A 24,100-nucleotide genomic window follows, 5' to 3' on the forward strand; every position below is an offset into this window, starting at 1 on the left:
GAAGAGTTTTAACAAGAAGAACCGGGTAATACCGGTTCTCCTTGTTTTATGGGTACCTATATAGGAGAAGTATATCTAACAAGTTTGATTAGGAGCCTTGACAAAACCTTTCTATCTTGATTGGAAGATGAGGATATAAAATTGCTCTTAGCCTAAGCAAGCACTGCAAGAATTTGGAACAAATCGCAAAACCACTTCCATCTTCGGCCTACGGTCTTGTAAGCACTATATACTAGACGTTAAAGGTATTACTATTGGCTGGTATATAGCAATTATCAGAAACATTTACAGACAGAACACTTAATTCTATCGGGTAATGATGAAAGGATTATGGGTTCATAATTAAGAATGATAACTGAAATAAAAACTATGCCTAAAAGAATAAAAATATACCTAATATGTATACTTGCCTCTTTGTTCGTGTTAGCGTGCAAACAGTCTGTTAGTAAGGTAACAGATACAACTACTATAGAAGCAGGTACAGCTAAAATAACTGCAGGTACAGCTAAATTAACAGGAAGCATAACAAGTCCAAATGACATCAGCAAGGATAGCATTTATGTAAATATTTTTGTTCCACATCCAATTTCGGGAGAGATTGTTCAATATAAAGCGCACGTTGATCAGTCAGGGAAGTTCTCTCTTGACATTGAGGTTGAAACCGCTGTTTCTCTGATTGGCATAAACACAAGTTTAAATCCGCACATGCCTTTTTATGCTAAATTGACAAGTGGTGGTATTACTAATCTCAAAATTTCTTATGACCCAGATTTTCATATCGCAAATATTGACGTTACGCCAGCTAATATGACACAACATGATATGATCCGTGGCGTAGAATTCATACCTAAAATGGCGTCCTCCGGGCGTGATAAGGCACCGGAACCTATGTATGACAAAAGCACAGATTATTTTCTGAATCATGCTAAGACTGTTATATCAGAAAGACTAGAGATTTTAAATAATGATACATTAATATCAAAAGAATTAAAAGAAGTGCTGTCCAAAGATTTTCGTTTAATGATGTATGTAGGACATGTCTTTGATTATGAAAGTGCGATAAATAGGAATTATGGGAATGTAACTGGCGACAGAAGCAATAAACCTGATATACAAAATATTGACAGATCCTATTATCGTTTCCTGAAAGATTTCAATCTCAATGATCCACAGTATCTGCAAACTTCTGAATTTCTGAATTTTCAGAAAGAAATTCTCCAAAATGAGATAATAGGGCTCCCTGAAATAGGAGAAAGCGATATTCCCTCTTGGTTAGCAAGTGTGAAAGCTGTTTTATCGGATTTAGTCGGATTCGACAATGGTCCATACTACGATATTTTAGCAGCCAATGCTTATGCCAGGCAGCTAAATGAGGAAGTAAGACCGCTTACCGAAAAGCAGAAAGAGCATATAGTAAATTATTGGAAAAACGGAGAAATTGCAAAGATTCTATTTCGAAAAAACCAGCAGGTTGTTGAATTAGACAAATTCAAATCACCTGCTGTTGTAATTGACATCTCGTCAGTTACAGGCGATAAAGTAATTGAAACAATTGTCGCTAAACATAAGAACAAGGTTGTTTTTATTGACCTTTGGGCAACATGGTGTGGTCCTTGCCTGCAAGCAATGAATGAATTCAGAAGTACAAAGGGCGATTTTCACGGTAAGGATGTTGCATTTGTGTACCTAACAAACGGTTCTTCACCTCGAAAGCGATGGGAAGAAAAAATCAAGGGAATAGGCAGTGAGCATTATTATCTGACAGACACACAGTGGGAACACGTCATGAACCAGTTTGAGTTCGAAGCTATTCCGTCTTATCTACTATTTAATAAAGAAGGTGTGCTCATCAATAAATTTACAGCCTTTCCTGGAAATGACGAATTGAAAGCAATGATTAATGGCCTGTTGTAAAATGAGCAAATTCGGCCGTTGTTGGCGTTTTAACCAACAACTTGCCGGTCAAAACATATGGAGAGGGCCGTTTTGCGCATGTGCTATTTAAGTATAATTCATATCACTCCAGGTAAAACACCTCTCTTAAAGGAATACTGACAGGGGAATTGTCCGGGTTTGTGTCCATGATATCGGCCATATAGGCCCACCACTTCTGCACGATGGCAGTGCTTCCCAAATCCTGCGACGAGCCGCCGCTTTGCTTCTGCACGGCAAACAGGGTGTGGGTTTCTTCATCCAGGTAGATGGCGTAGTCGCTGATGCCCGCCTCTTTCAGAAGGTGCTTCAGTTCCGGCCATATCACATCGTGCCGCCTTTTATATTCGGCCTCACACCCCTGCTTCAGTTTCATTTTGAAAGCGAATCGCTGCATATATCTCTACTCCTTTTTCCTCAGAAAGCTACTTATAATCCTTCTCTTAAAAATAGTTATTTCAGCCGATACAGTCATCCTGCATTGTCCGGTATCGGTGTCGTGTCCACGATTTTTGTTACGCCACAGCCTATATAAAGTAGAAAAAGGAGCTTCGCATCTTCATTATATAGCGCAGAAGCTGAAATTCAAAGGTATTCCTGCACCGTTACTATCCGCTACCTCATATGTTCTGGCAAAATATAGCCAGTACAGGACACTACCGGATAGTTGCCAAATTAATTATGACTATTTTTCAATGCTTTAACGGCCGGCAGACGAGGTTATGTAGGTTTAGCGCCCACCAGAGTGGTGCCTCCAACCGAAAATAAATTTATTTGATAACAGGATTTGCTCCGGCGTGCCGCCTCCTGTTGCAGTAGCACTATCTACCACCGAACCGATCATACAACCAACAAAAGCATGAAGAAAACACTTGCCACCCAGTTAGACGCCATCAATGAATATGAGCGGGAGCCCGTGCCCGAGAGCAAGCTGAAGGGCCTGAAGAGCTTTGTCGGCATGTACGCCGGGGAGCATACCGCCGGAACCGAGTTTGTGATTGGCCCGCTGTTCGTGGTGCATGGCGTGAGCGCCCCTGACCTGTTTCTGGGCCTGCTGGTGGGCAACGTGCTGGCTGTTTTGAGCTGGGCTTTCCTGTGTGCCCCGATAGCCGTGAAAGCCCGCCTCACGCTTTACTACCAGCTGGAGAAAATCTGCGGCAGGTACCTGGTTTCGGGCTACAACCTTGTCAACGCGCTCATGTTCTGCTTCCTGGCGGGCTCCATGATTGCGGTGGCGGCCACGGCGGTTGGCATCCCGTTCAACATCGAGATGCCCGGCCTTGGCGACTTCTACCCTTCGAGCGTAGGCTGGGCGGTCACCGTTTTCCTAGTGGGCATCGTGATTACGGTGGTCGCCATTTTAGGATATGAGCAGATCTCCCGGTTCGCCAACGTCTGCGCCCCATGGATGATCCTGGTCTTCGTGGCGGCGGCCTTTGCCGTGATGCCGCAGCTGGGTATCACCTCTCTTGAAAGCTTCTGGCAGGTGGCCCAGACCAGGATATGGAATGGCGTTCCGGTGGACGGGTTCAGCAAGTTCACCTTCTGGCACGTGACGTTCTTTGCCTGGTTTGCCAACATGGCCATGCACATCGGCATGGGCGACCTTTCCATTCTCCGGTATGCCAAAAAATGGGAATACGGCTTTGCCTCCGTTGCCGGGATGTTTGTGGGGCACGTGATGGCCTGGATCGCGTCGGGCATTCTGGTGGCAGCAGCCAGCGGCGAAGTCACGCCGGGCCCCATCGCGTATGGCAGCGCGGGCATCGCGGGGGCCATCTGCGTGGTGATTGCCGGCTGGACAACCGCCAACCCAACCATATATAGGGCAGGCCTCGCCATCCAGTCGATTGTGCCGAGCGTGAGGAGGTGGAAAGTGACGTTGGTGGTGGGCCTGGTGACGACAATCGCGGCGCTCTTCCCCGCCCTGGTGATGCGACTGCTGGACTTTGTGGCGCTATATGGCCTGGTGCTGATGCCGATGGGCGCCATCATCTTCATCGATTTCTATATCATCCCGAAAATCGGGCTCCGCAGCTACTATGCCGAGGCGGTAAAAACGCCCTTCAACGTGGCGGCTGGTGTCACCTGGGTGGCGACGCTGGTGCTGTGCTTGTCCCTTAACTACTTTCAGGGCATCGACATCTTCTTTCTGGGGCTGCCGGGATGGTTTATCGCAGCGGCGCTATACATTGGTCTAAGCAAGCTGTACCAGCAGAAAAAACCGAAACAAGCAGAGATCAAGGTTTCTGCCAATGTAATGTAATCCCGGTTCCTGTTACACCTAAACCCCGCATACGATGCAACTCATCTTAAAAATCATATCCTACATCGGGCTTCTCCTCACGGTTGTGCCTGCTTTTTTAGTCTTTTCGGGCGTTATCGAGCTGAGCTTCCACAAGACGCTGATGCTGATTGGCACGCTGCTCTGGTTCTTTACGGCGCCCTTCTGGATGAACAGGCAGAGGCACCCGGAAGAGAGCATATAAGTAAAAGGACACAAGCATCAAGAAACAAGACTTTTTACTATATATTGCTGATTTTCATGCGGCTTATATATGTGGTGATCTTATGGATAGCGCAAGCTTATTTTGTCCGGGTACTCAGCCTCAAACAATGCCACGCGAGGGAGAGGGCCTGGAGCCTCTGAAAATTTAGCAATTGCTGCTGGGGCAGACCTGCCCCAGACCTTTAATTTATATATAACCCAAGTGCATGATACCAGATAAAGCGCTGATTGAGCGGCATAACGAGAAACAGGCGGCCCGGCACCACAGGAAGTTCGAAGCCTTGGCTGCGGTGCTGGCCGACGAAGGGTTTTCCGTTGATTCCATCCTGGCCAAAATTACCGACTTTCAGGTGGCCATCCCCAGTTGGGCGCTGGGCACGGGAGGCACCCGTTTCGGGCGTTTTGCCGGGGGCGGCGAGCCCCGGAGCCTGGAAGAGAAAATAGAAGACGTTGGCCTGCTCCACGCCCTGAACAGCTCCAGCGGCGCCATATCGCTGCACATTCCCTGGGACATTCCGCAGGACGCGAAGGCCGTCCGGCAGTTGGCCGACTCCTTCGACCTGAAGTTCGACGCCGTGAACTCCAACACCTTCCAGGACCAGCAGGAGCAGGAGCAGTCGTATAAATTCGGCTCCCTCTCCCACACCGATAAAAGCGTGCGGGACCAGGCCATCGCCCATAACCTGGATGTGATCCAGCACGGCGTGGCCTTAGGGTCCAAAGCCCTGAGCATCTGGCTTTCGGACGGCACCGACTTTCCGGGGCAGCAGATTTTCAGGCGGGCGTTCCAGCGCACCCTCGACTCCCTCCAGCAGATATATGCCGCCTTGCCCAGCGATTGGAACATGCTGGTGGAGTACAAGCCCTACGAGCCGCACTTCTACTCCACCGTGATAGCCGACTGGGGCTCCTCGCTCCTGTTTTGCCAGAAGCTGGGCGAAAAGGCGCTCGGCCTCGTGGACCTTGGCCACCATTTGCCTAATACCAACATCGAGCAGATCGTGTCGCGCTTTCTGATGGAGGGCAGGCTCGGCGGCTTCCACTTCAACGACTCCAAGTACGGGGACGACGACCTGACAGTAGGCTCTATAAAGCCTTATCAGCTGTTCCTGATCTTTAATGAGCTGGTGGAGGGCATGGGGGCCCCGGAGGTAAACAACCCGGCGCTGAGCTGGATGATTGACGCCAGCCACAACGTAAAGGACCCGCTGGAAGACCTGCTTCAATCCGTGGAAGCCATAAAAATAGCATATGCCCAGGCCCTGATCATCGACCGCGAGGCCCTGGAGCGCGCGCAGGCGGAGAATGACGTGACACTGGCGCAGGAAATTCTGCAGAACGCCTACCGCACCGATGTCCGGCCGCTGCTGGCGCAGGCGCGCCTGCAGGCCGGGGCGGCCCTTCAGCCGGTGGCCTTTTACCGTGACATGAAAATCAGGGAAGAACTGGTGAGGCAGCGCGGGGCGAAAGCTTTTGCCACCGGCCTCTAGTCCGGGAAAACAATTATATGCCTACCTTGTACTTATTACCAGCGTAACAGGCGGGGGCGGCTAGCCTCTCCCGCTACTTTAAACCTATCGTCTCATCTTCTATATGCATCCTTCTTTATGACTCCTTGTATCGCAATTTTTGATATTGGCAAAACGACAAAGAAAATCCTGCTCTTTGACCAGGACTACCAGATAATTAAGGAAGAGGAGGTTAGCTTTAGGGAGACACGGGACGAGGACGGGGATAAGAGCGAAGACCTGGAGGCGGTGACCAACTGGCTGCGCGCTACCTGGAAAGCCCTCGAAGCTGACAGGAATTACGATGTGCTGGCTGTAAACTTCACTGCCTACGGGGCCAGCCTGGTGCATCTAAACGAGGCGGGAGAACCCGTCGCGCCGCTGTATAACTACCTGAAACCCTTCCCCGAGGATCTGGAGAAACAGTTTTACAGCACCTACGGAGACAAGCTCGCTATATCGGCGGAAACAGCCTCGCCGCCGCTCGGCATGCTGAACGCCGGGCTGCAGCTGTACTGGCTGAAGCACCGGAAGCCGGAAGTGTTCGCCCAGATAAAACACACCTTGCTCCTGCCCCAGTACATCGCTTATCTGTTCACAGGGGAAATGACCACAGAATACACCAGTATCGGCTGCCACACCGCCCTCTGGGACTTTCAGAAAAAAGACTACCACGCCTGGGTATATGCCGAGGGCTTCGACAAATTGCTCCCTCCCTTGCGCCACCACTACAGGCCCCTGGAGACAAGTTTCCGGGACGGGAAGATCCTTGCCGGGCTGGGGCTGCACGACAGTTCGGCGGCGCTCATCCCCTATCTGAAGCAGTACCGGAAGCCCTTCCTGCTGCTCTCTACCGGCACGTGGGGCATCACCCTCAATCCTTTTGCCAAACAACCCCTGTCCACCTCAGACCTGCAACACGACTGCCTGAAATACCTGACCTACCGGGGCAACCCCGTAAAAGCGTCGCGCAAGTTTATCGGAAACGTACACGAGGAGCAGGTGAGGCGCCTGGCTGGCTTCTACGACAAGCCACTGGATTATCACGAGTCGGTTCGGTATGAAGAGCACTTGGCAAATGACGACCTGCAGCCTGGTCCGGGGAAAACTCCAAAGCAGGGACAGACGCCGACGAAAGACACCGTCGTTTCGGCTGTGAGCTTAGATGTGGATTTTGCTTTGTATGACACCTACGAGGCCGCATACCATCAGGTAGTCGAGCAGCTTATCCGGCAACTGCTCGACTCGCTGCTGCTGGCAGCGGAGGGAGACACCAGTGATTTCAAGCTGTTGCTTGTGGAAGGGAGCTTCAGCCGGAACCAGGTTTTCTTGGCACTGCTGAAGCGGGCCTTCCCCGGCCTGAGAATCAAAGCCAGAGAAGAGGCACAGGGAACAGCCCTTGGGGCCGCCCTCGCGCTGAACGTCTGGCCGTACTAGGATATCGTGATTTGGGAAATATTTCACTTGCTTCTTAGTCTACCCACCCCTGCCCCTCCGAGGAGGGGAATCTGCAGACAGGGAAAATGTAATGCACATGAATCAACTGAAAGCGGTATTATATATGCGATGCTTCATATATGGAGTGGGCGCGGGGGTTCCTGCGCCCGCCCCTTCCCTGCTGCTGGCAGCGGCAATGTTGAGCCCGCCCCACTAATTTTACCCCGCAACCTATCCGCTTATTGCGACTTACTCCGGATATTTGCACCGGCGCTTACGGTGTAGTCATGGATTCTAAAATTAAGCAGCGGGTTTCGCTCAGTGCGTTTTTCTTTCTCTCAGGGTTTTGCTTTTCGAGTTGGGCGGCCCGCATCCCCACCATCAAAACAAGCTTTGGCTTCAACGAGGCAGAGTTGGGCACCATCCTGCTCGCCATGCCCGTCAGCTCCCTGATAGGCCTCCCCATCTCCGGCTGGCTCATCACCCGGTTCGACAGCCGGGTGCCCCTGTCGGTGGCTTTTGTTTTATTTGCCGTTTGCCTGTCGCTCATCAGCCTGGCCAACACCACGGGGATGCTCGTGGCCGCTATTTTCCTGTTTGCCTTCTGCATGCGGGTACTCAACATCTCCATGAACACGCAGGCCATCACGCTGCAGAAACTGTACGACCGCAAAATCAACGGCTCGTTTCACGGGCTCTGGAGCACGGGCGGTATTGCGGGCGTGGGCTATACCACGCTGATGGTGGCCCTGAACATACCGATGGTGCCGCACCTGCTGTCGGTGTCTGCCCTGGCGGTGCTGGTTACGTTCGTGGCTTACCGGTTTCTGTTGCGCAACGACAGGTCGGCTGGCGGCAATAAACTGGCCATCGGCAAGCCAGACCCTTATATCCTGTACCTGGGGCTGCTCGTGTTTTTCGCGGCCATCTGCGAGGGCGGCATGTTCGACTGGAGCGGTATATACTTCCAGCAGGTGGTGCGGGTGGATATTTTCACGTCCGGTTACCTGGTTTTCATGGTTTTCATGGCGCTCTCCAGGTTCCTCTCCGACCGCCTCATCGACCGCATCGGCATGCCCGCCACCTATATGATGAGCGCGCTTTTCATTTTTGCGGGCATCGGGCTGGCGACGCTTGTCCCCAGTTTCTGGCCCGCCATGGCCGGGTTTTCGCTGGTTGGCCTTGGCACGGCCGCCGTAATCCCGATGACATATACCCTGGCCGGTGCCTCCCGCAAATACTCGCCCGGCATGGCCATCTCTATCATTGCCACCTACGGCATCGTCGGCATGCTGATTGGCCCGCCCCTGATCGGTTACCTGGCGCACGCTTTCAGCCTGCGGGCATCGTTTGTCGCCTTTGCCCTCGCTGGCTTTATGTTGATCCCCATCTCGCAGCTGTTTTTCAGGAAAGAGGCGCAGGTGGCGGCGGCCGGTTGACGTTCTGTTTGACCGTCAGCCATATACGAGCAGGCGGCTTGCTGTTTACAAGGATTGGCTATATATAGACATAGGCGGGGCGGAAACATATATAAAGCCCGTTGCATAAAAAGGCTTGCATTTGTTGCAGAAGGCGTTTAATTTGCCGTCAGTTTCGGGGTGTAGCGTAGCCTGGTATCGCGCCAGCATGGGGTGCTGGAGGTCGCAGGTTCAAATCCTGCCACTCCGACGATTGAAGAAGGCCTTCTACTTTTGTGGAAGGCCTTTTTTGTGCGCAAGAATCTTATTAAATTAACACATAAAGGAGAATTAACTTTTTGAGGGTTATCTCCAACTATAAAACATGGTCGTTACTGAACTTGATTTATGATGGCCTGATGAAGTATTATCACTTGCCTTTTAATATTAGCATAGAACTGATTGCCCCAACATATGAATATTTAAGATTATTCAGTTTATGCTTCATAAAAAAGTGATATGTCAAAGAAAATCAAAAAATTAAAGTATGTTAACAAGTATGGTGTATCCAGATCAATTCCTGCTGAAGTAAAGCAAATAGTAAGGCGAAGATGCGGATTTGGCTGTGTAATATGTGGCCTTGCAATTTATCATTATGAGCATTTTGATCCTGTATTTGAAAATCTTAAGGTAAAACATGAGCCTAATGGTATAACCCTACTCTGCCCGAATCATCACCAAAATAAAACGAGTGGACGCTTATCTGTTGAAACAGTTAAGAAATTTAATGCCAAGCCTAAAGCTTTAGAATTAGGAAAAGTTAATGACTTATTTGACTTGGATGTAAAGTCCCCGACAGTCAAAATCGGCAACTTCACATTTAAAGACACTCCTGTTCTTATACAATTTGAATATGAGCCAATAATCAAGCTTGAACTCTCTGAAGAAGAGGAACAGCCGCATTTACTTAGCGCTACGTTGAGGGACACTAACGGTGACATAGTTCTGGAAATAGATAAGAATGAGTGGAAATCTTCAACTATGAACTGGGACTGCAAGGTAGAAGGGCCAAGAATTGTTATAAGAAGTGCTCCAAAAAAGGTGGAATTGATAATTAGAACAGAGCCCCCCTCGAATTTAGTATTTGAGAAAATATCTATGCTATACAAAGGTATTTTTATGGTGTGCTCTGAAAATATGGCATTCAATTTTTCTCTTCCTAACGGAATGACTTTTAGTGTTGAAAGTGGAGAAATAGAGGGAGGGGAGGTAGGCTTACACCTTTCAAGTTTAGGAGTGGCTGTAGGAGGGGTAATGTTAGAATACTTAACAGACGAAATGAAACCAATGAAAATAAAGCCAGGAAAGAGTAAATTGAACAAGTTATCCTTCACAAACACAACCGATAGTGATAAAGTGTAGAAAAAAAATAGCCAGAAATAGTGTTAGCAGATGCTGCTTCAATAGACTCCTGCGGCCTATTCACCTATTAATAAAAGTTTCGAACACAAATCAAAAAGCATTCTATCCCATCCTGAACGAGTAGTATTTATATCCTAACTTCATACTTCGCATAAATAAAATCATTTACGAGTTTTGTACAGGTTTTTTATATCCTTTCAGAACCTTTTGCAGTTTTTAGCATAGAAGTATGAAGGACCGGAGCCGCTGTAGCCGAATGGCCGGGCAAGCTGCACCACCAAAGAAACTAAAAACACGAAAGCGATGATAAACCCCGTATTAACCTACCTGCACGACTTTTACGGCGACGGCCAGTTCCATGACCTGACACCGTTGATCAACCAGAGCTCGAACACCGTTTCGGAAACGGCCATCCACAACCTGCACCTCGAGGGGCTGATAGAAGTGCAGGAGCCCTCTGCCTTCGAGGATCCGGAAGGTGGGGATCACAGGCACCACATGCGGGGCAGGCTCACCGAGCGGGGAATGTTTTTTCTGGAAGGCAATATAAAAATAGCGACTGTTATCCGCGCCATCGACAACCAGCAGACTTTAGATATCGTGTACCAGGATGCGGACGGACACGAGGAGCGGGTGGCGCTCTCGCCCTATATATATGGCAAAGACCCGGAAGAAAGAGCTGTGGTGTGGGGGGCGGTATCCGGCAGGGATAAAAAGCACCGCCGCTTTCTACTGGATGAAATTACCGTTACAGAAGAGCCCGTGGGCACCTTCGCCCTCGATCACGAAATGAAACTGAGCCAGCCCAGAGACATTGACGTGATTGCCCAGGTGGCGTACTAAACGACTCCCAATGAAGGCTAGGGATATAGGGCTTCTCCTCCTGCTTTTCCCACAGCCCATATACAGAAGTCCCTGCCGGTGACATACACCGTAGGGACTTTGTTTATATATAGCACGGCAATTCCAAGCCGATTAATGAACCATATAAACATCCTTTTTGCAGTTGCACCGGCTGCTTCTTTCTTGCTTCTTTGACTTTAGCATTTCGCTGCTTACCTTCGGGATAAGAATCTTTGTGAATTCATTAACAAGCCTGCTGCTTCACCTGCCACGCGCACAACGAACAGCGGCTGGAATTGACAAAGGCTCAATACATTTACTTTAAAATCCGCGCCGGTACCGGCCATCCCAACCACAGCCTAAGCTGCTTTGCTTTCCGCTGCTGGCAGCAGGCTCCGGGCGCTCCGCTATATGAATCCAGAAAAACTAAAGCACCTTGCCGGGCAACTGGAGGGGGAGTTTTATTTCGATACCACCATGCGTACGCTGTACGCCACCGACGCCTCGGCTTACCGCGAGATGCCCCAGGCCGTCGCTTTCCCGAAGTCTGTTGCGGATATAAAAAAGCTGATTCAGTTTGCCCGCCAGGAAGGCACCTCGCTTATCCCGCGCACGGCCGGCACCTCGCTGGCCGGACAGGTGGTGGGCAACGGTATTGTGGTGGACGTGTCGCGCACCTTCACTCAGATTCTGGAGGTGAACCCGGAAGAAAGCTGGGTACGGGTGCAGCCGGGCGTTATCCGTGATGAGCTGAACCTGTTCCTGAAGCCCTACGGTCTGTACTTCGGCCCCGAGACCTCCACGGCAAACCGCGCCATGATCGGGGGAATGGTGGGCAACAACTCCTGCGGCTCCAACTCGGTGATATATGGCAGCACCCGCGAGCATACACTTTCGGTAAAAGCCATCCTCAGCGACGGCACCGAAGCAGAGTTTGGCGTGCTGCCCCAGGCGGAATTTGAGGCCAAGTGCCGGGGCGAAAACACGTCCGGCGAGTTGGAGACGCGCATCTACCAGGCGACAAAGGCGATGCTATCGCATGTGCCTACGCAGGAAAACATCCGGCGGGAGTTCCCGAAGCCGAGCATTCAGCGCCGCAACACCGGCTACGCCATCGACCTGCTGCTGGAGTCGGAGCCGTTTACGGCTGGTAAAGAACCGTTCAATTTCTGTAAACTGATTGCGGGTTCGGAGGGCACCCTGGCTTTCCTGACGGAGATAAAACTACACGTCAATCCGCTTCCGCCCAGGGAAACCGGGTTGCTGTGCATCCACTGCCACAGCATCGACGAGTCGCTGCGGGCGAACCTGGTGGCGCTGCGCTACAAGCCCAGCGCCAGCGAACTGATGGACAGCTATATACTGGAATGCACCAAAACGAATATTGAACAAAGCCAGAACCGTTTCTTCGTGAAAGGCGATCCGGGGGCCATCCTGGTGGTGGAACTCGGTAGTGACAACATCGAAGAAGTAAAACAACGCGCGCAGGCACTGGTGCAGGACCTGGAAGCCAATGGCCTGGGCTACCATTACCCGCTCGTGACAGGGCCGGACACCAAGAAGGTATGGACGCTGCGCAAAGCGGGACTCGGGCTGCTTTCCAACGTACCGGGCGATGCCAAGCCGGTGGCTGTGATTGAAGACACCGCCGTAGACGTGAACGACCTGCCGGAGTTTATCCGGGAGTTTAACCTTACGCTGGAGCAGTATAACCTGTACTGCGTACACTACGCCCACGCGGGCAGCGGCGAACTGCACCTGCGCCCCATCATCAACCTGAAGACCGAAGAAGGCAACAAGCTTTTCAGAGATATAGCCACTGAGATTGCCCACCTGGTAAAAAAATACCGCGGCTCACTGAGCGGCGAGCACGGCGATGGCCGCCTGCGGGGCGAGTTCATCCCGTTCATGATAGGGGAAGACAACTACAGGCTGGTGGAGGAAGTGAAGCGGGTGTGGGACCCGTCTAACATCTTCAATCCGGGCAAGATTGTAAACACACCCTCCATGAACACCTTCCTGCGCTACGAGCCGGGGCAGGAGACGCCGGAGTTTGACACGGTTTTCCGCTTTAGCCAGGCAGGTGGCGTGCTGCGGGCCGCAGAGCTTTGCAACGGCTCCGGCGACTGCCGCAAAACGCACCTGACGGGCGGCACCATGTGCCCCAGCTATATGGTGACGCGCAACGAAAAGGACACCACCCGGGGCAGGGCCAACATGCTGCGCGAATTCCTTACCCGCTCTGAAAAGGCGAACCGCTTCAACCACGAGGAAATCATGGACACGATGCACACCTGCCTCTCCTGCAAAGGCTGCAAGTCAGAGTGCCCTTCCAACGTAGACGTGGCCAAACTGAAGGCAGAGTTTCTGCAGCATTACTACGATGCCAATGGCGTCCCTTTCCGTACGCGCCTGATAGGCAACTTCACCAAAGCCAACCAACTGGCGGCCATGGCGCCGGGTATCTATAACTTCCTGTTTAAGAATACCACCACGGCCGCCATCGCCAAAAAGATGATGGGCTTCGCGCCCAAGCGCACCCTTCCATTGCTGCAGGAAACTACGCTGCGCAGCTGGTTTAAAAAGCACAAGCGGCGGTCGGGCAGCAGCAACGGGCAGCAGGCGAAAAAGAAAGTATACCTGTTCTGCGACGAGTTCACGAACTACAACGACACGCACATCGGCAAAACAGCCGTGCTGCTGCTCGAGCGCCTGGGCTATGAGGTAGAGATTCCGAAGCACGAGGAAAGCGGCCGCACCTATATGTCCAAAGGCCTGCTCCGGGAGGCAAAAAAGCTGGCGCAAAAGAACGTGGCCCTGCTCAAAGGTATCATCTCCAGCGACACGCCACTGGTAGGCATTGAGCCCTCCTGCATCCTCTCCTTCCGTGATGAGTATATGGACCTGGTGGATGCCGGCCAGGAGGAAGACGCCAAATCCCTTTCCATCAACTGCCTGCAGTTCGATGAGTTTATCGCGCGCGAAATCCTCAGCGGCAACATCGACAAGAGCTTGTTTAAGGAGGAGACGCGGCTGATAAAGCTGCACGGGCATTGCCACCAGAAAGCGCTCTCTTCGGTGCTATATACCCAGCAGATGCTCACTTTGCCTAAAAACTATAAGGTGGAGCATATCCCGTCTGGTTGCTGCGGCATGGCCGGCTCTTTCGGCTACGAGGCCGAGCACTACGACATCTCCATGCAGGTGGGCGAGTTGGTCCTTTTCCCGACGGTGCGCCAGCAGCCGGAAGAGGTGATCATCGCGGCACCCGGCACGAGCTGCCGCCATCAGATTCACGACGGCACCGGCCGTAAAGCCCTCCACCCGATCGAGGTGTTATATAGTGCTTTGAGGTAAGAGTAACAAGAAAGAAAGAATTGTACATACTTCAAGTTGAAAACTTGCTGTATGCAAGACAAGTAAATGCTTTACAAATAAGACCCATGCAACCCCACATTCTACTGATAAACTGCCCGGACGAGAGCGGACTCGTCTATAAAGTCACCGGCATACTCTACAACAAGTACAACCTGAACATCATCCGGAACGACGAGTTCGTGGAGCGGAAGTCCAGCTATTTCTTTATGCGGACGGAGTTTTCGGGAGAGTTTAATCGCGAGGAATTGCTGCAGGATTTATATGCGGTGCTGCCGGAAGGCGTGGACTTAAAACTCACGGACGGGAGGAAAAAAGACATCGTGCTGCTGGCCACCAAAGAGCACCATTGCCTGAGCGACCTGCTTATCCGGCACGCTTTCAACGAGTTGAACGCCAACATCCTTTGCGTCATCAGCAACTATGATGTACTGGAAGAACTGACCCACAAGTTCGATATACCCTATCACCACATCAGCCACGAAGGCGTGAGCCGGGAGCAACACGAAGCGGCCGTGCTGGAAACGGTGCTGCAGTATGACCCGGAGTTCGTGGTGTTGGCCAAGTACATGCGCATCCTGTCGGGCGATTTTGTGTCGCATTTCACCAACCGGCTTGTCAACATTCATCACTCGTTTCTGCCTGCGTTTGTCGGGGCCAATCCCTATGCGCAGGCCTATGAGCGCGGCGTAAAAATTATCGGGGCCACGGCACACTTCGTGAACAACGAGCTGGACCAGGGCCCCATCATCGCCCAGAGCGTCATCCCGGTGGACCACACGCACAGCGCCCGCGAAATGGCGCAGGCCGGACGCGACGTGGAGAAGAACGTGCTGGCCAAGTCGCTGAAACTGGTGCTGAACGAGCAGGTGTTTGTGTACCGGAACAAGACAATTATATTTGAATAGCCCCGGCAGATCTAAATATGACCTACTGGCAGCGCCTCTAACGTCGCTGGCACGAAATCCGCTTTGGGGGCTTCGCAGGTGGGGCAGTTATATATAGCAAGGGTCTCAAAAGGAGTCCCCGCTACTATATGGTTTTGCTCGTCGCCCTGCGCTTCGGCATATATGGTCAAGCAGTTTTTGCACTGAAACACCTGTTGCGTTGGCTGCTGCTCTTTTTCACCTGGCGCTTCTTCCTCCATATATAAGGCCCCAGCCATATGCTCCGGCTCGCTCTGCAACTCGTAAAAGTAGTTACAGAGCGCAATCAGCGCGCTGCTAAGCTCCTGCCTGCTCACATCGTTCCGGAAGCATATATAATCCTTGGAGTTGGGATTGAACTCCCGGGTATATGAAATGTCAAAACGCTCAGTATCGGGGTCTGAGAGCTGCAGACACTTTTGCTGGGTACGGATAATGATGGAGCCGAACAGACCCGTTTTCGGCTGCGTTTTGATGGCAAAGCACAGGCGGTACGTCCGCACGTCTTCCTCGTTGAATTTCCGGACGAGGTAGTTTTTCAGGTCAAGGCCGTAGTCGCACAGATCCTCCACCTGCCAGTTCAGCTCGTTGGAGGCGTGGCGCACATTTATCCGGTGCCTGCACAGCACCATGTCCCACAAATCCCGGTCTGCCAGCTCAATGCCTTTGATGATAATAGATTTCCAGGGCGTGGTATAGAGTTGGCCTACCCTCGTTTTAAGGCATATCCTGCAGACGTCCTTCAGAAAGGCCACCGAAAACGTTTCGTCGCGGCGGTAGATGCCCAGCCACAGTTTGCTGCCGTACCGGTTGAATCCTTCGTAGTAAGGCAGCTTAAAGTCCGGCAGTTTCAGTGGCTCCAGCACAGGCTGCACCACAAAACTACCCCCAGCTGTCACCAGGCGGTGCAGCGTATTTCCCTCTATATGGGGCTGGTCGTAAAACTGCTCTTTGTTTGCAAAAATGGTGCTTTCGATGGCACTGCTGAGGCCGGGTATATCCTCGGAGTAGACCAGCGACGGCCAGGCGTATAGGAGGTTCGTTTTGGGAAAGCGTAAATATAAATACCAGTAGTTGCTGGTGTTGGAGGCAATGAAGTTGAGGTTGCCGGTGAAAAATGGAAAAAAGGTCTGGTTGTTGTCCACCAGGTTTATCTTGAGCTGGGGCCTGTAATCGAACAAATCCAGAATATCTTTGTAGACCCCTTCGCGCAGCCAGTCGGCATGGTACAGCACGTCCTCGATGGCGTACGCGCTGATGATATTCGGGTGGGTATCGGCATCGAGTTCGAACATGATATCAGCCGCCAGCAAATCCTGCTTCAGCGCACCTAACTTATCTTCTGCCACATAAAAGACAGCCTGCTGCCTGTTCCCAAACCGCAGGTTTCCCGCCCCTGCTTTTTCGGCAGCTTCTAAAAGGTGGTACAAATCCCCGGCCGACACCATGCCACCGGGCAGGTTGACTTTCACTAAGTGCTTCCGCATTGTCTTCTCCATTGCCTTTTTAGCTTGTGGCTGCCTCCTGTACATCCAGTTTCAAGGCGTTTTCCAATAGCTGTTTTACCTCTGGCCTGCAGGAGCCGCACCCCGTACCTGCACCCGTCTGGGCACAGAGCGCCATCAAATCAGTGCAGCCTTCTGCCACCTTCCGCCGGATGTTTTCGCTGCCCACGTTGTTGCAGCTGCACACCAGTTTCCCCAGTACCGGCTCTGCCTTTTGCCCGCTCCGTAACAGCTGCAGGCGCTTCTCGCTCAGCTCAATCCTGTTTGAGATCAACTCCCTGAACTCCTGAAACTCGGTTTTATCGCCGATCATAATGGTGCCCACCAGCCTGTCCTGGTGAATGATGCACTTCTTGTAGTAGCGTTTGGCCTTGTCTATGAAAACAATCTCCTCGTAGTGCTCCTCGTCCGGGCTCTCTGCCAGACCGATGCTGCACAGGTCAAAGCCGTGGATTTTGATGATGTTCATGAAGGTGCTGCCCTCATAATAGCTGGCGATGTTCCCGTTCAGGTGCTGCGCCACCACCTCCGCCTGCTGCTCGGCGGCGGCCGTGATGCCATATAGCACGCCGTTAAACTCCGCAATCTCGCCGATGGCATAGATGCTGGGGTCACTTGTTTGGAGCCGCTCGTTTACCAGCACGCCCCGCTTGCAGTCGAGGCCGCAGGCTTTGGCCAGTTCCAGGTTGGGCACGGTGCCGATGGCGATGATCATGGCGTCACAGTCTATCCGATGGCCGCTTTTCAGCCCAACGCCCGTCAGCCTGGAGCGTCCATAATATAGCTGCACTTCGTCGTTGTAGTAGATATCGCAGCCCTGGTCCACCATTTCTTCGTGCAGCAGCTGGCTGCCAAGCGGGTCCAGTTGCCGGTCCAGGAAGCGCGATACCCGCTGCACGATGGTGATTTTCACGCCCATCTCGCGCAGCGAAGCCGCCATTTCCAGACCTAATAAACCACCGCCTACAATCACCACGTGCGCGTTTTCCGGCACATGGTTTTTGAAGTTGTCGGCATCGGTGCGGCTTCGCATGGTAAAAATACCCGGCAACGACGGCACATGCTTCGGCACCGCTGCCCGGCTGCCGGTTGCCATCAGCAGCACGTCATAGTCTGTCCGGATGCCCCGCGAATCTATCACAAACTTTTTTTCCCGGTCTATCTCCTCCACGCTTACACCCCGGAGCAGTTGGATATTATAGGCCGGCTCTTCGGAGTCTTTCATCTTCACCAACTGCTGCCAGCTCTGCGTTCCGCTGATATAATCCGGTAGCATCACGCGATTATAGAAAGGAAAGTCTTCTTTGCTGAAGACGGTTATCTCATCGTTCCCGTTGATTTCCCGGTACGACTTCACAAAGCCATAAGCACCGGCTCCGGCCCCAATCACGACGATGCGCTGGAACGGCTTCCGGTACTTTTGCACATCCACCGCACAATACTTAAAGTCCGGTTCTTTGGATATCGGGTCCAGCAGATCGCTGGTCACGTTGTTGGCGCGGTTGAGGTCGCTGCCCAGTATCTTACCCCAGTGCATCGGCAGGAATACCACCCCCTTTTTTATACAGGGAGACAGCTTCGCTTTCACGCGCACCTCCCCCTTCGCGACTTTACTTCCACCACATTACCCTCAGCTATGTGCAAGCGCTCGGCATCGGCGGGATTTATCTCCAGGAAAGCCTGCGAGATATGCTTTTTCAGCTTGTTCACTTTGCCGGTCTTGCTCATGGTGTGCCACTGGTCGCGGATACGTCCGGTGGTGAGAATAAGCGGGAAATCGGCATCCGGCTGCTCGCTGCGCACTTCATCAGAAGGCGCATGAATGATGGCTTTGGTGGAAGGGGTATAAAATTCTTTATCCGTGAAAAGGCGTGGCGTACCCTCGCTTGCCTCCCCGGCTATATATGGCCACTGTACACTTCGGTGTGCTTTGAGCACCTCATAGCTCAGCCCGCCCACGTCGATGTTGGTGCCGGCGGTTAACTGCGTGTGCTCTTTATATATATCGGCAAAGCCAGGATAGTCGAAACCCCGGTAGCCCATCTTTTTAGCAAATCGGCATATGATTTCGGCATCCGGCAGCGCCTCTCCCGGCGGGTCTATTACCTTGTGCAGATAGCTCACGCGCCGCTCCGAGTTCGTCATGGTGCCTTCCTTCTCCGCCCAGGCGGCGGCAGGCAACACCACATCGGCATAAGCCAGCGTCTCGGGCTTGTTGCTGATTTCCTGCACCACCACAAACTTCGCTTTCTTCAGGCCTTCTTCGGCCATGCGCACATTGGGCAAGCTGGTGAGCGGGTTGGTGCAAAGAATCCAGATGGCTTTCAGGCGCCCGTCGTTCAGCGCTTCAAACATTTCGGTGGCCGTCAATCCTGGTTTCTCCGATATCACGGTGCCGCCCCAGAACTTCTGCACCTCTTCGCGGTGTGCCGGGTCGTTGAGGTTACGGTGCGCCGCCAGCAGGTTGCTCAGGCCACCCACTTCCCTGCCGCCCATGGCGTTGGGCTGACCGGTCAGGGAGAAAGGGCCGGAGCCGGGTTTGCCGATATGCCCTGTGATCAGGTTCAGGTTCAGCAGACTCAGGTTCTTGTTTACCCCGTTGGCGCTCTGGTTCAGGCCCATCGTCCACATGGATATATAGCCTTTGGCATTGCCTATATACTGCGCCGCCAGCCGAATCTCCTCTTCCGTTACGCCACAAACCTGGGCAGACTTCGCCACCGTTTTCTGAAACACCACCTCGCGATACTGCTCAAAGCCCTGCGCGTGGTTCCGGATAAAGTCGAGGTCGATGTCGCCGTTCTCAATCAGCACCCTGCCGATGGCGTGGTTCAGGGTCACATCGGTGCCTGGGTTGATTTGCAGGTGCAGGTCCGCAAGGGCGCAGGAATCGGTTGCCCGCGGGTCCACCACAATAATTTTCACCTCCGGGTTGGCTGCCTTGTGCGCCTCCACCCTTCGCCAAAGAATCGGGTGGCACCAGGCCGGGTTGGCCCCGGTCACATAGAAACAATCAGCCAGCTCAATGTCATCGTAGCATATCGGAACGCTGTCTTCACCAAGCGTCATTTTATAGCCGGCCACGGCACTGCTCATGCACAGCCGCGAGTTCGTGTCGATGTTGTTGCTGCCGATAAAGCCTTTGATGAGTTTGTTGATGACGTAATACTCCTCTGTCAGGCACTGCCCCGAGGCATAAAATGCCACCGACTCCGGCCCATACTTCTCGATGAAGGTTCTGAAAACAGCGGCCGTCCGCTCCAGCGCCGCATCCCATGTCACGCGCTGCCGGGGCATGTTTTTGTTGTAGCGCATCTCCGGGTACAGCAGGCGGTCGCTTTTGTCGTTCACCGTGTACTGCAGGTTCATGCCTTTGCTGCACAACATGCCCCTGTTTACCGGATAGTCCTTGTCGCCTTCCACGGTCACAGCGCCATTTTTCTCCCGGTGCACCACCACGCCGCAGCCCACGCCGCAATAGCAACACGTGCTGGCAAAGGAATTCTTATGTTGCGTCTCTACAGGCATAGCTTTGGTCGTGTTGCATGTTGTGTGATATCGCCTGCGTTCTTTCCGGCATTCACCCTTTGTTATGGCAGCTTACTCGATGCCTATATATACCCTGTCCCCTTCCACCTTCACGGGGTAGGTTTTCAGCTGGTAGTCATCCCCCGTCAGGCACTCGCCGGAGAGGAGCGAGAAGGTTTTCTTGTGAAAGGGGCAGGCTACTTTGGGCTCGCAGGTGTCGCCGGTGCTGCCGATCATCCCTCTGGAGAGCACCATCTGCTGCTTGTGCGGGCACAGGTTTTGGGTGGCGTACCACTCGCCGCGGCGGCTGAAATTGTACAGGGCGATCTGCTCGTTCCCCACTTTCACGCAACCGCCCCCGTTCTGGGGCACATCGTCGGTTCTACATACAAAAACCCATTCTACTGCTACGTCAATCGTTAATGTTTCCATAAGGCTATATGTTTTCAGTTTATATATGCTGTATAGATATCGGTTATATATGCTTACCATTCTTTGGCTTTCACCTGCTCGCGCAGGACGTCGAAAGCAACAAGCGGGTCTTTCTCTTTCGGGGCGTTCACGAAGTGGGCGAACTGCTTGCGCAGGTCCGGGTTCTCCACCACCTCTTTCCACTCGCAGTGGTAGCTGTTTACCAGCGCCTGCATCTCCGCCTCCAGTTGGTCGTTAATGCCGAGGCTGTCGTTGATGATCACGTTTTTCAGGTAGCTCAGGCCGCCCTCCATCTTGTTCAGCCAGGTGGCGGTGCGGGTAAGGGAATCAGCGGTCTTGATATAAAACATCAGGAAGCGGTCGAGATATCGGATGCAGGTTTCCTTGTCGATGTCGGTGGCCAGCAACTGCGCATGCTGGGGCTTGGAACCGCCGTTTCCGGCCACGTACAGGTTCCATCCCTTTTCGGTGGCGATGATGCCGAAGTCTTTCGACTGCGCCTCGGCGCACTCGCGCACGCAGCCACTCACGCCGCCCTTTATCTTGTGCGGCGCCCGGATGCCCCGGTAGCGCTCCTCCACCTCGATGGCGAACGACACGCTGTCGTGCAATCCGAAGCGGCACCAGGTGCTGCCCACGCAGCTTTTCACGGTGCGGAGCGCCTTGCCGTAGGCATGGCCGCTTTCGAATCCGGCATCAATCAGCTCTTCCCATATATCCGGCAGGTCGCTGAGGTGCGCCCCGAACATATCGATGCGCTGCCCTCCGGTGATTTTGGTATATAACCCATATTTCTTCGCCACCTGCCCGATGATGATGAGTTTGTCCGGGGTAATCTCACCGCCCGGGATGCGCGGCACCACGGAGTAAGTGCCGCCCTTCTGGATGTTGGCCAGGTAGCGGTCATTGCTGTCCTGGATGGTGTGCTGCTTCACAATCACGTCATTCCAGAGGCTGGCGAGGATGCTGGCAATAGCCGGTTTGCAGGACTCACACCCGTCGCCTTTGCCAAAGTGATCCAGGGCAGCGTCGTAGGTTCGGATGTTGTTCAGCTTCAGTAGGTCGAACAGCTCCTGACGGGAGTAATCGAAGTGCTCGCACACCACGTTTTTGATATAGGTGCCGTTTGCTTTGAGTGTCTCGTGTATCAGGTCCTTTACAAGTGGCACGCAGCCCCCGCAGCCAGTGCCGGCCTTGTTGCACTGCTTCATCCCCTCCACCGTCGTCACGCCCAAATCGGTTACGGCAGCGCATATGGCACCCTTCGACACGGCCTCACAGGAACAGATCAGCGCTTCATCCGGCAGTGTGACTACACCCGCTCCGGCACTGGCTTCGCCCCCTCTGGAGCCTAAAATCAGGTCTTCGGGGTTTGGCGGCAGCACGAGGTTGTTGTTCACGGTCTGCAGCAGGATATTGTAGGCATCCGCATCCCCGATCAGCACGCCGCCCAGCAGGCGCCTGCCGTCGTTGCTGATGTTGATGCGCTTGTATATGCCTTTGTGCGAGTCTTCAAAAACAATGGATCGGCTGTCGGGCTCGGTCACGAAGGGGTCTCCGAAGCTGGCCACGTCCACGCCGATTAGTTTGAGCTTGGTACTCATGTCGTAGCCGGTGAAGGCTCTTTCGCCGGCGCACAGGTGCGTGGCCACCACCTCGGCCATTTCATAACCCGGGGCCACCAGGCCATATATCATCCCGTCGTACAGGGCACACTCACCAATGGCAAAGATGCTGGCGTCGCTGGTCTGCATTTTCTGGTTCACCACAATGCCGCCCCGCGTGCCGGTTTCCAGCCCGGCCAGTTTCGCCAGTTCGTCGCGTGGGCGTATACCCGCCGATATCACCAGCATGTCCACGTCAAGCGATGTCTCGTCGGCAAACTGAAGCCTTTTTATGTTGTCGGCCCCCAGGATGCCGCTGGTGCTCTTGTTCATGTGCACTTTCAGGCCCAGCGACTCCAGTTTATACTGGAGCATGGCACTGCCTGCCGAATCTATCTGACGGGGCATCAGCCGCGGGGCAAACTCAATCACATGCGTTTCCTCCAGCCCCAGGTCGATAAGCGCCTTGGCTGCCTCCAACCCTAGGAGCCCGCCGCCCAGCACAGCCCCTTTCCGGGCAGCTTTAGCATATGTCTGAATCTGATCCAGGTCTTCGATGGTGCGGTACACGAACACGCCGTCTTTTTCCACGCCGGGTATATCGGGCACAAACGCAGACGAGCCGGTGGCCAGCACGAGGTAATCGTAGGTGAGTGAAATACCTTTCAGGGAATGAATCGTTTTTTCGGAGCGGTTTATCTCCGTAATGGTGTCGCCGAGGTGCAGGGCAATGTTGTTCTCGGTGTACCACCCGAGGGTCGACAGCGACAGATCATCAGCCGACTTCCCGTTGAAGTACTCGCTCAGGTGTACGCGGTCGTACGCGTGGCGCGGCTCTTCTCCAAACACCACGATGTTAAAGGCTGTAGTTTTAGCGATCAGTTTCTCGCAAAACTTATAGCCCACCATGCCATTTCCTACTACCACTATTGTTTTGGAATCCTGCTGAGACATATCCATATGCTTGTGTGTTAAACCGATTTAGTCCTTCCCCTCTTGATGGGCTGATTTAGCTTGCCCGCTTGTTTACAGGCATCAGCGTCCATTGCCTATGTGTTTTTGCAATATTTTCAAACAAACATATAAAACGGTTGGATATTTATTACTATTGGTTATTCGTTTAAACGAATTAGCAGCATATCTCATTATTACTGATAATTTAATAAATCAAATAAAAGGTAATGCTATTGAAGCTTATTATTAGACTTTACCAACATAAATAAAATTTAAAAATTTTATTTAATTTATTATCCCCCCCTTATTTTATAGAGGCATCTTACAGGCAGTTATCAAATACTCTAACAATTACCCTATATTTAATAGGGTGTATTTACTCATTATGCATATTTTAGTTTCAATGCCCTATGTAAAATTATACCCCTTAATAGTTTTTACATGATGCCAATATAGTTGAAGTATATTTATATATAAAGCTCAAACCTTTAATTGTATCGCTTACTCTTTGAAAGTTCTTCCTGGGTAGCAGCGATAGGCGGCCATGCGGAATCAGTGCCTTTCGTGTGAGGGGGGTATAGTTGGCTGCTGTTGAGAACGAGAGGAGTAGAAAGTGCGGGCGGCACGCGACCGGACAAGCGTTTTAGATATAAATGCGAGCCATTTCATCGGGCAGGGTAGGCTGCCCGACTGTAATAGCTTAAATTGCAGGCCATACGTACCAAGCA

Annotated in this window: 14 protein-coding genes, 1 tRNA gene and 1 pseudogene; 11 read left to right on the top strand and 5 right to left on the bottom strand. The window is 52.5% G+C overall.

Annotation, left to right across the window (positions count from 1 at the left end):
* Positions 1 to 369 precede the first annotated feature (369 nt).
* Positions 370 to 1,914 carry a TlpA family protein disulfide reductase gene (locus GSQ62_RS04625; protein WP_161888421.1) on the top strand — a complete coding sequence of 515 codons (1,545 nt, stop codon included), beginning with the start codon at positions 370 to 372 and terminating at the stop codon, positions 1,912 to 1,914.
* Between the two features lie 103 nt (positions 1,915 to 2,017).
* Here the strand turns inward: GSQ62_RS04625 and rhaM are convergent, their stop codons facing one another.
* On the bottom strand, positions 2,018 to 2,329 hold the full coding sequence (rhaM, locus tag GSQ62_RS04630) for an L-rhamnose mutarotase (protein WP_161888422.1): 312 nt from the start codon (positions 2,327 to 2,329) through the stop codon (positions 2,018 to 2,020).
* A 462-nt stretch (positions 2,330 to 2,791) separates the two neighbouring features.
* Here rhaM and GSQ62_RS04635 point away from each other — a divergent pair, with 462 nt between their 5' ends.
* From GSQ62_RS04635 to purU, 10 genes are all read left to right on the top strand, one after another.
* Positions 2,792 to 4,198: a purine-cytosine permease family protein gene (locus GSQ62_RS04635; RefSeq protein WP_161888423.1), complete on the top strand. Its 1,407-nt coding sequence runs from the start codon at positions 2,792 to 2,794 to the stop codon at positions 4,196 to 4,198.
* A gap of 34 nt (positions 4,199 to 4,232) precedes the next feature.
* Positions 4,233 to 4,421 (top strand): hypothetical protein, encoded by a 189-nt coding sequence (locus GSQ62_RS04640; protein WP_161888424.1) that lies wholly within the window; start codon positions 4,233 to 4,235, stop codon positions 4,419 to 4,421.
* A gap of 226 nt (positions 4,422 to 4,647) precedes the next feature.
* A complete protein-coding gene (locus tag GSQ62_RS04645) occupies positions 4,648 to 5,931 on the top strand; it encodes a TIM barrel protein (protein WP_161888425.1) in 1,284 nt (427 codons plus the stop codon).
* Between the two features lie 117 nt (positions 5,932 to 6,048).
* Positions 6,049 to 7,386 carry an FGGY-family carbohydrate kinase gene (locus GSQ62_RS04650; protein WP_161888426.1) on the top strand — a complete coding sequence of 446 codons (1,338 nt, stop codon included), beginning with the start codon at positions 6,049 to 6,051 and terminating at the stop codon, positions 7,384 to 7,386.
* Between the two features lie 287 nt (positions 7,387 to 7,673).
* Positions 7,674 to 8,825, top strand: coding sequence for an MFS transporter (locus GSQ62_RS04655; protein WP_161888427.1), 1,152 nt, complete (start codon positions 7,674 to 7,676; stop codon positions 8,823 to 8,825).
* A 155-nt stretch (positions 8,826 to 8,980) separates the two neighbouring features.
* A tRNA-Pro gene (locus tag GSQ62_RS04660) sits at positions 8,981 to 9,054 on the top strand.
* 248 nt (positions 9,055 to 9,302) lie between these two features.
* Complete coding sequence (locus GSQ62_RS04665) at positions 9,303 to 10,205, top strand: hypothetical protein (RefSeq protein ID WP_161888428.1); 903 nt, start codon at positions 9,303 to 9,305, stop codon at positions 10,203 to 10,205.
* A 303-nt stretch (positions 10,206 to 10,508) separates the two neighbouring features.
* On the top strand, positions 10,509 to 11,048 hold the full coding sequence (locus GSQ62_RS04670) for a hypothetical protein (protein WP_161888429.1): 540 nt from the start codon (positions 10,509 to 10,511) through the stop codon (positions 11,046 to 11,048).
* 411 nt (positions 11,049 to 11,459) lie between these two features.
* A complete protein-coding gene (locus GSQ62_RS04675; RefSeq protein WP_161888430.1) occupies positions 11,460 to 14,405 on the top strand; it encodes an FAD-binding and (Fe-S)-binding domain-containing protein in 2,946 nt (981 codons plus the stop codon).
* An 86-nt stretch (positions 14,406 to 14,491) separates the two neighbouring features.
* The gene (purU, locus tag GSQ62_RS04680; RefSeq protein WP_161888431.1) at positions 14,492 to 15,331 is read left to right on the top strand and encodes a formyltetrahydrofolate deformylase; all 840 of its coding nucleotides are present in this window, start codon (positions 14,492 to 14,494) and stop codon (positions 15,329 to 15,331) included.
* A gap of 11 nt (positions 15,332 to 15,342) precedes the next feature.
* Here the strand turns inward: purU and GSQ62_RS04685 are convergent, their stop codons facing one another.
* The 4 genes and pseudogenes from GSQ62_RS04685 to nirB form a co-directional block, all read right to left on the bottom strand.
* On the bottom strand, positions 15,343 to 16,836 hold the full coding sequence (locus GSQ62_RS04685; RefSeq protein ID WP_161888432.1) for a rubredoxin: 1,494 nt from the start codon (positions 16,834 to 16,836) through the stop codon (positions 15,343 to 15,345).
* Positions 16,837 to 16,855: 19 nt separating this feature from the next.
* Positions 16,856 to 20,382 (bottom strand): annotated as a pseudogene (locus GSQ62_RS04690) (molybdopterin-dependent oxidoreductase).
* Positions 20,383 to 20,454: 72 nt separating this feature from the next.
* On the bottom strand, positions 20,455 to 20,814 hold the full coding sequence (gene nirD, locus GSQ62_RS04695; protein WP_161888433.1) for a nitrite reductase small subunit NirD: 360 nt from the start codon (positions 20,812 to 20,814) through the stop codon (positions 20,455 to 20,457).
* A 53-nt stretch (positions 20,815 to 20,867) separates the two neighbouring features.
* Positions 20,868 to 23,372 (bottom strand): nitrite reductase large subunit NirB, encoded by a 2,505-nt coding sequence (gene nirB / locus GSQ62_RS04700; protein ID WP_161888434.1) that lies wholly within the window; start codon positions 23,370 to 23,372, stop codon positions 20,868 to 20,870.
* Positions 23,373 to 24,100 lie beyond the last annotated feature (728 nt).

It is taken from the genome of Pontibacter russatus (assembly GCF_009931655.1).
GTDB lineage: Bacteria > Bacteroidota > Bacteroidia > Cytophagales > Hymenobacteraceae > Pontibacter > Pontibacter russatus.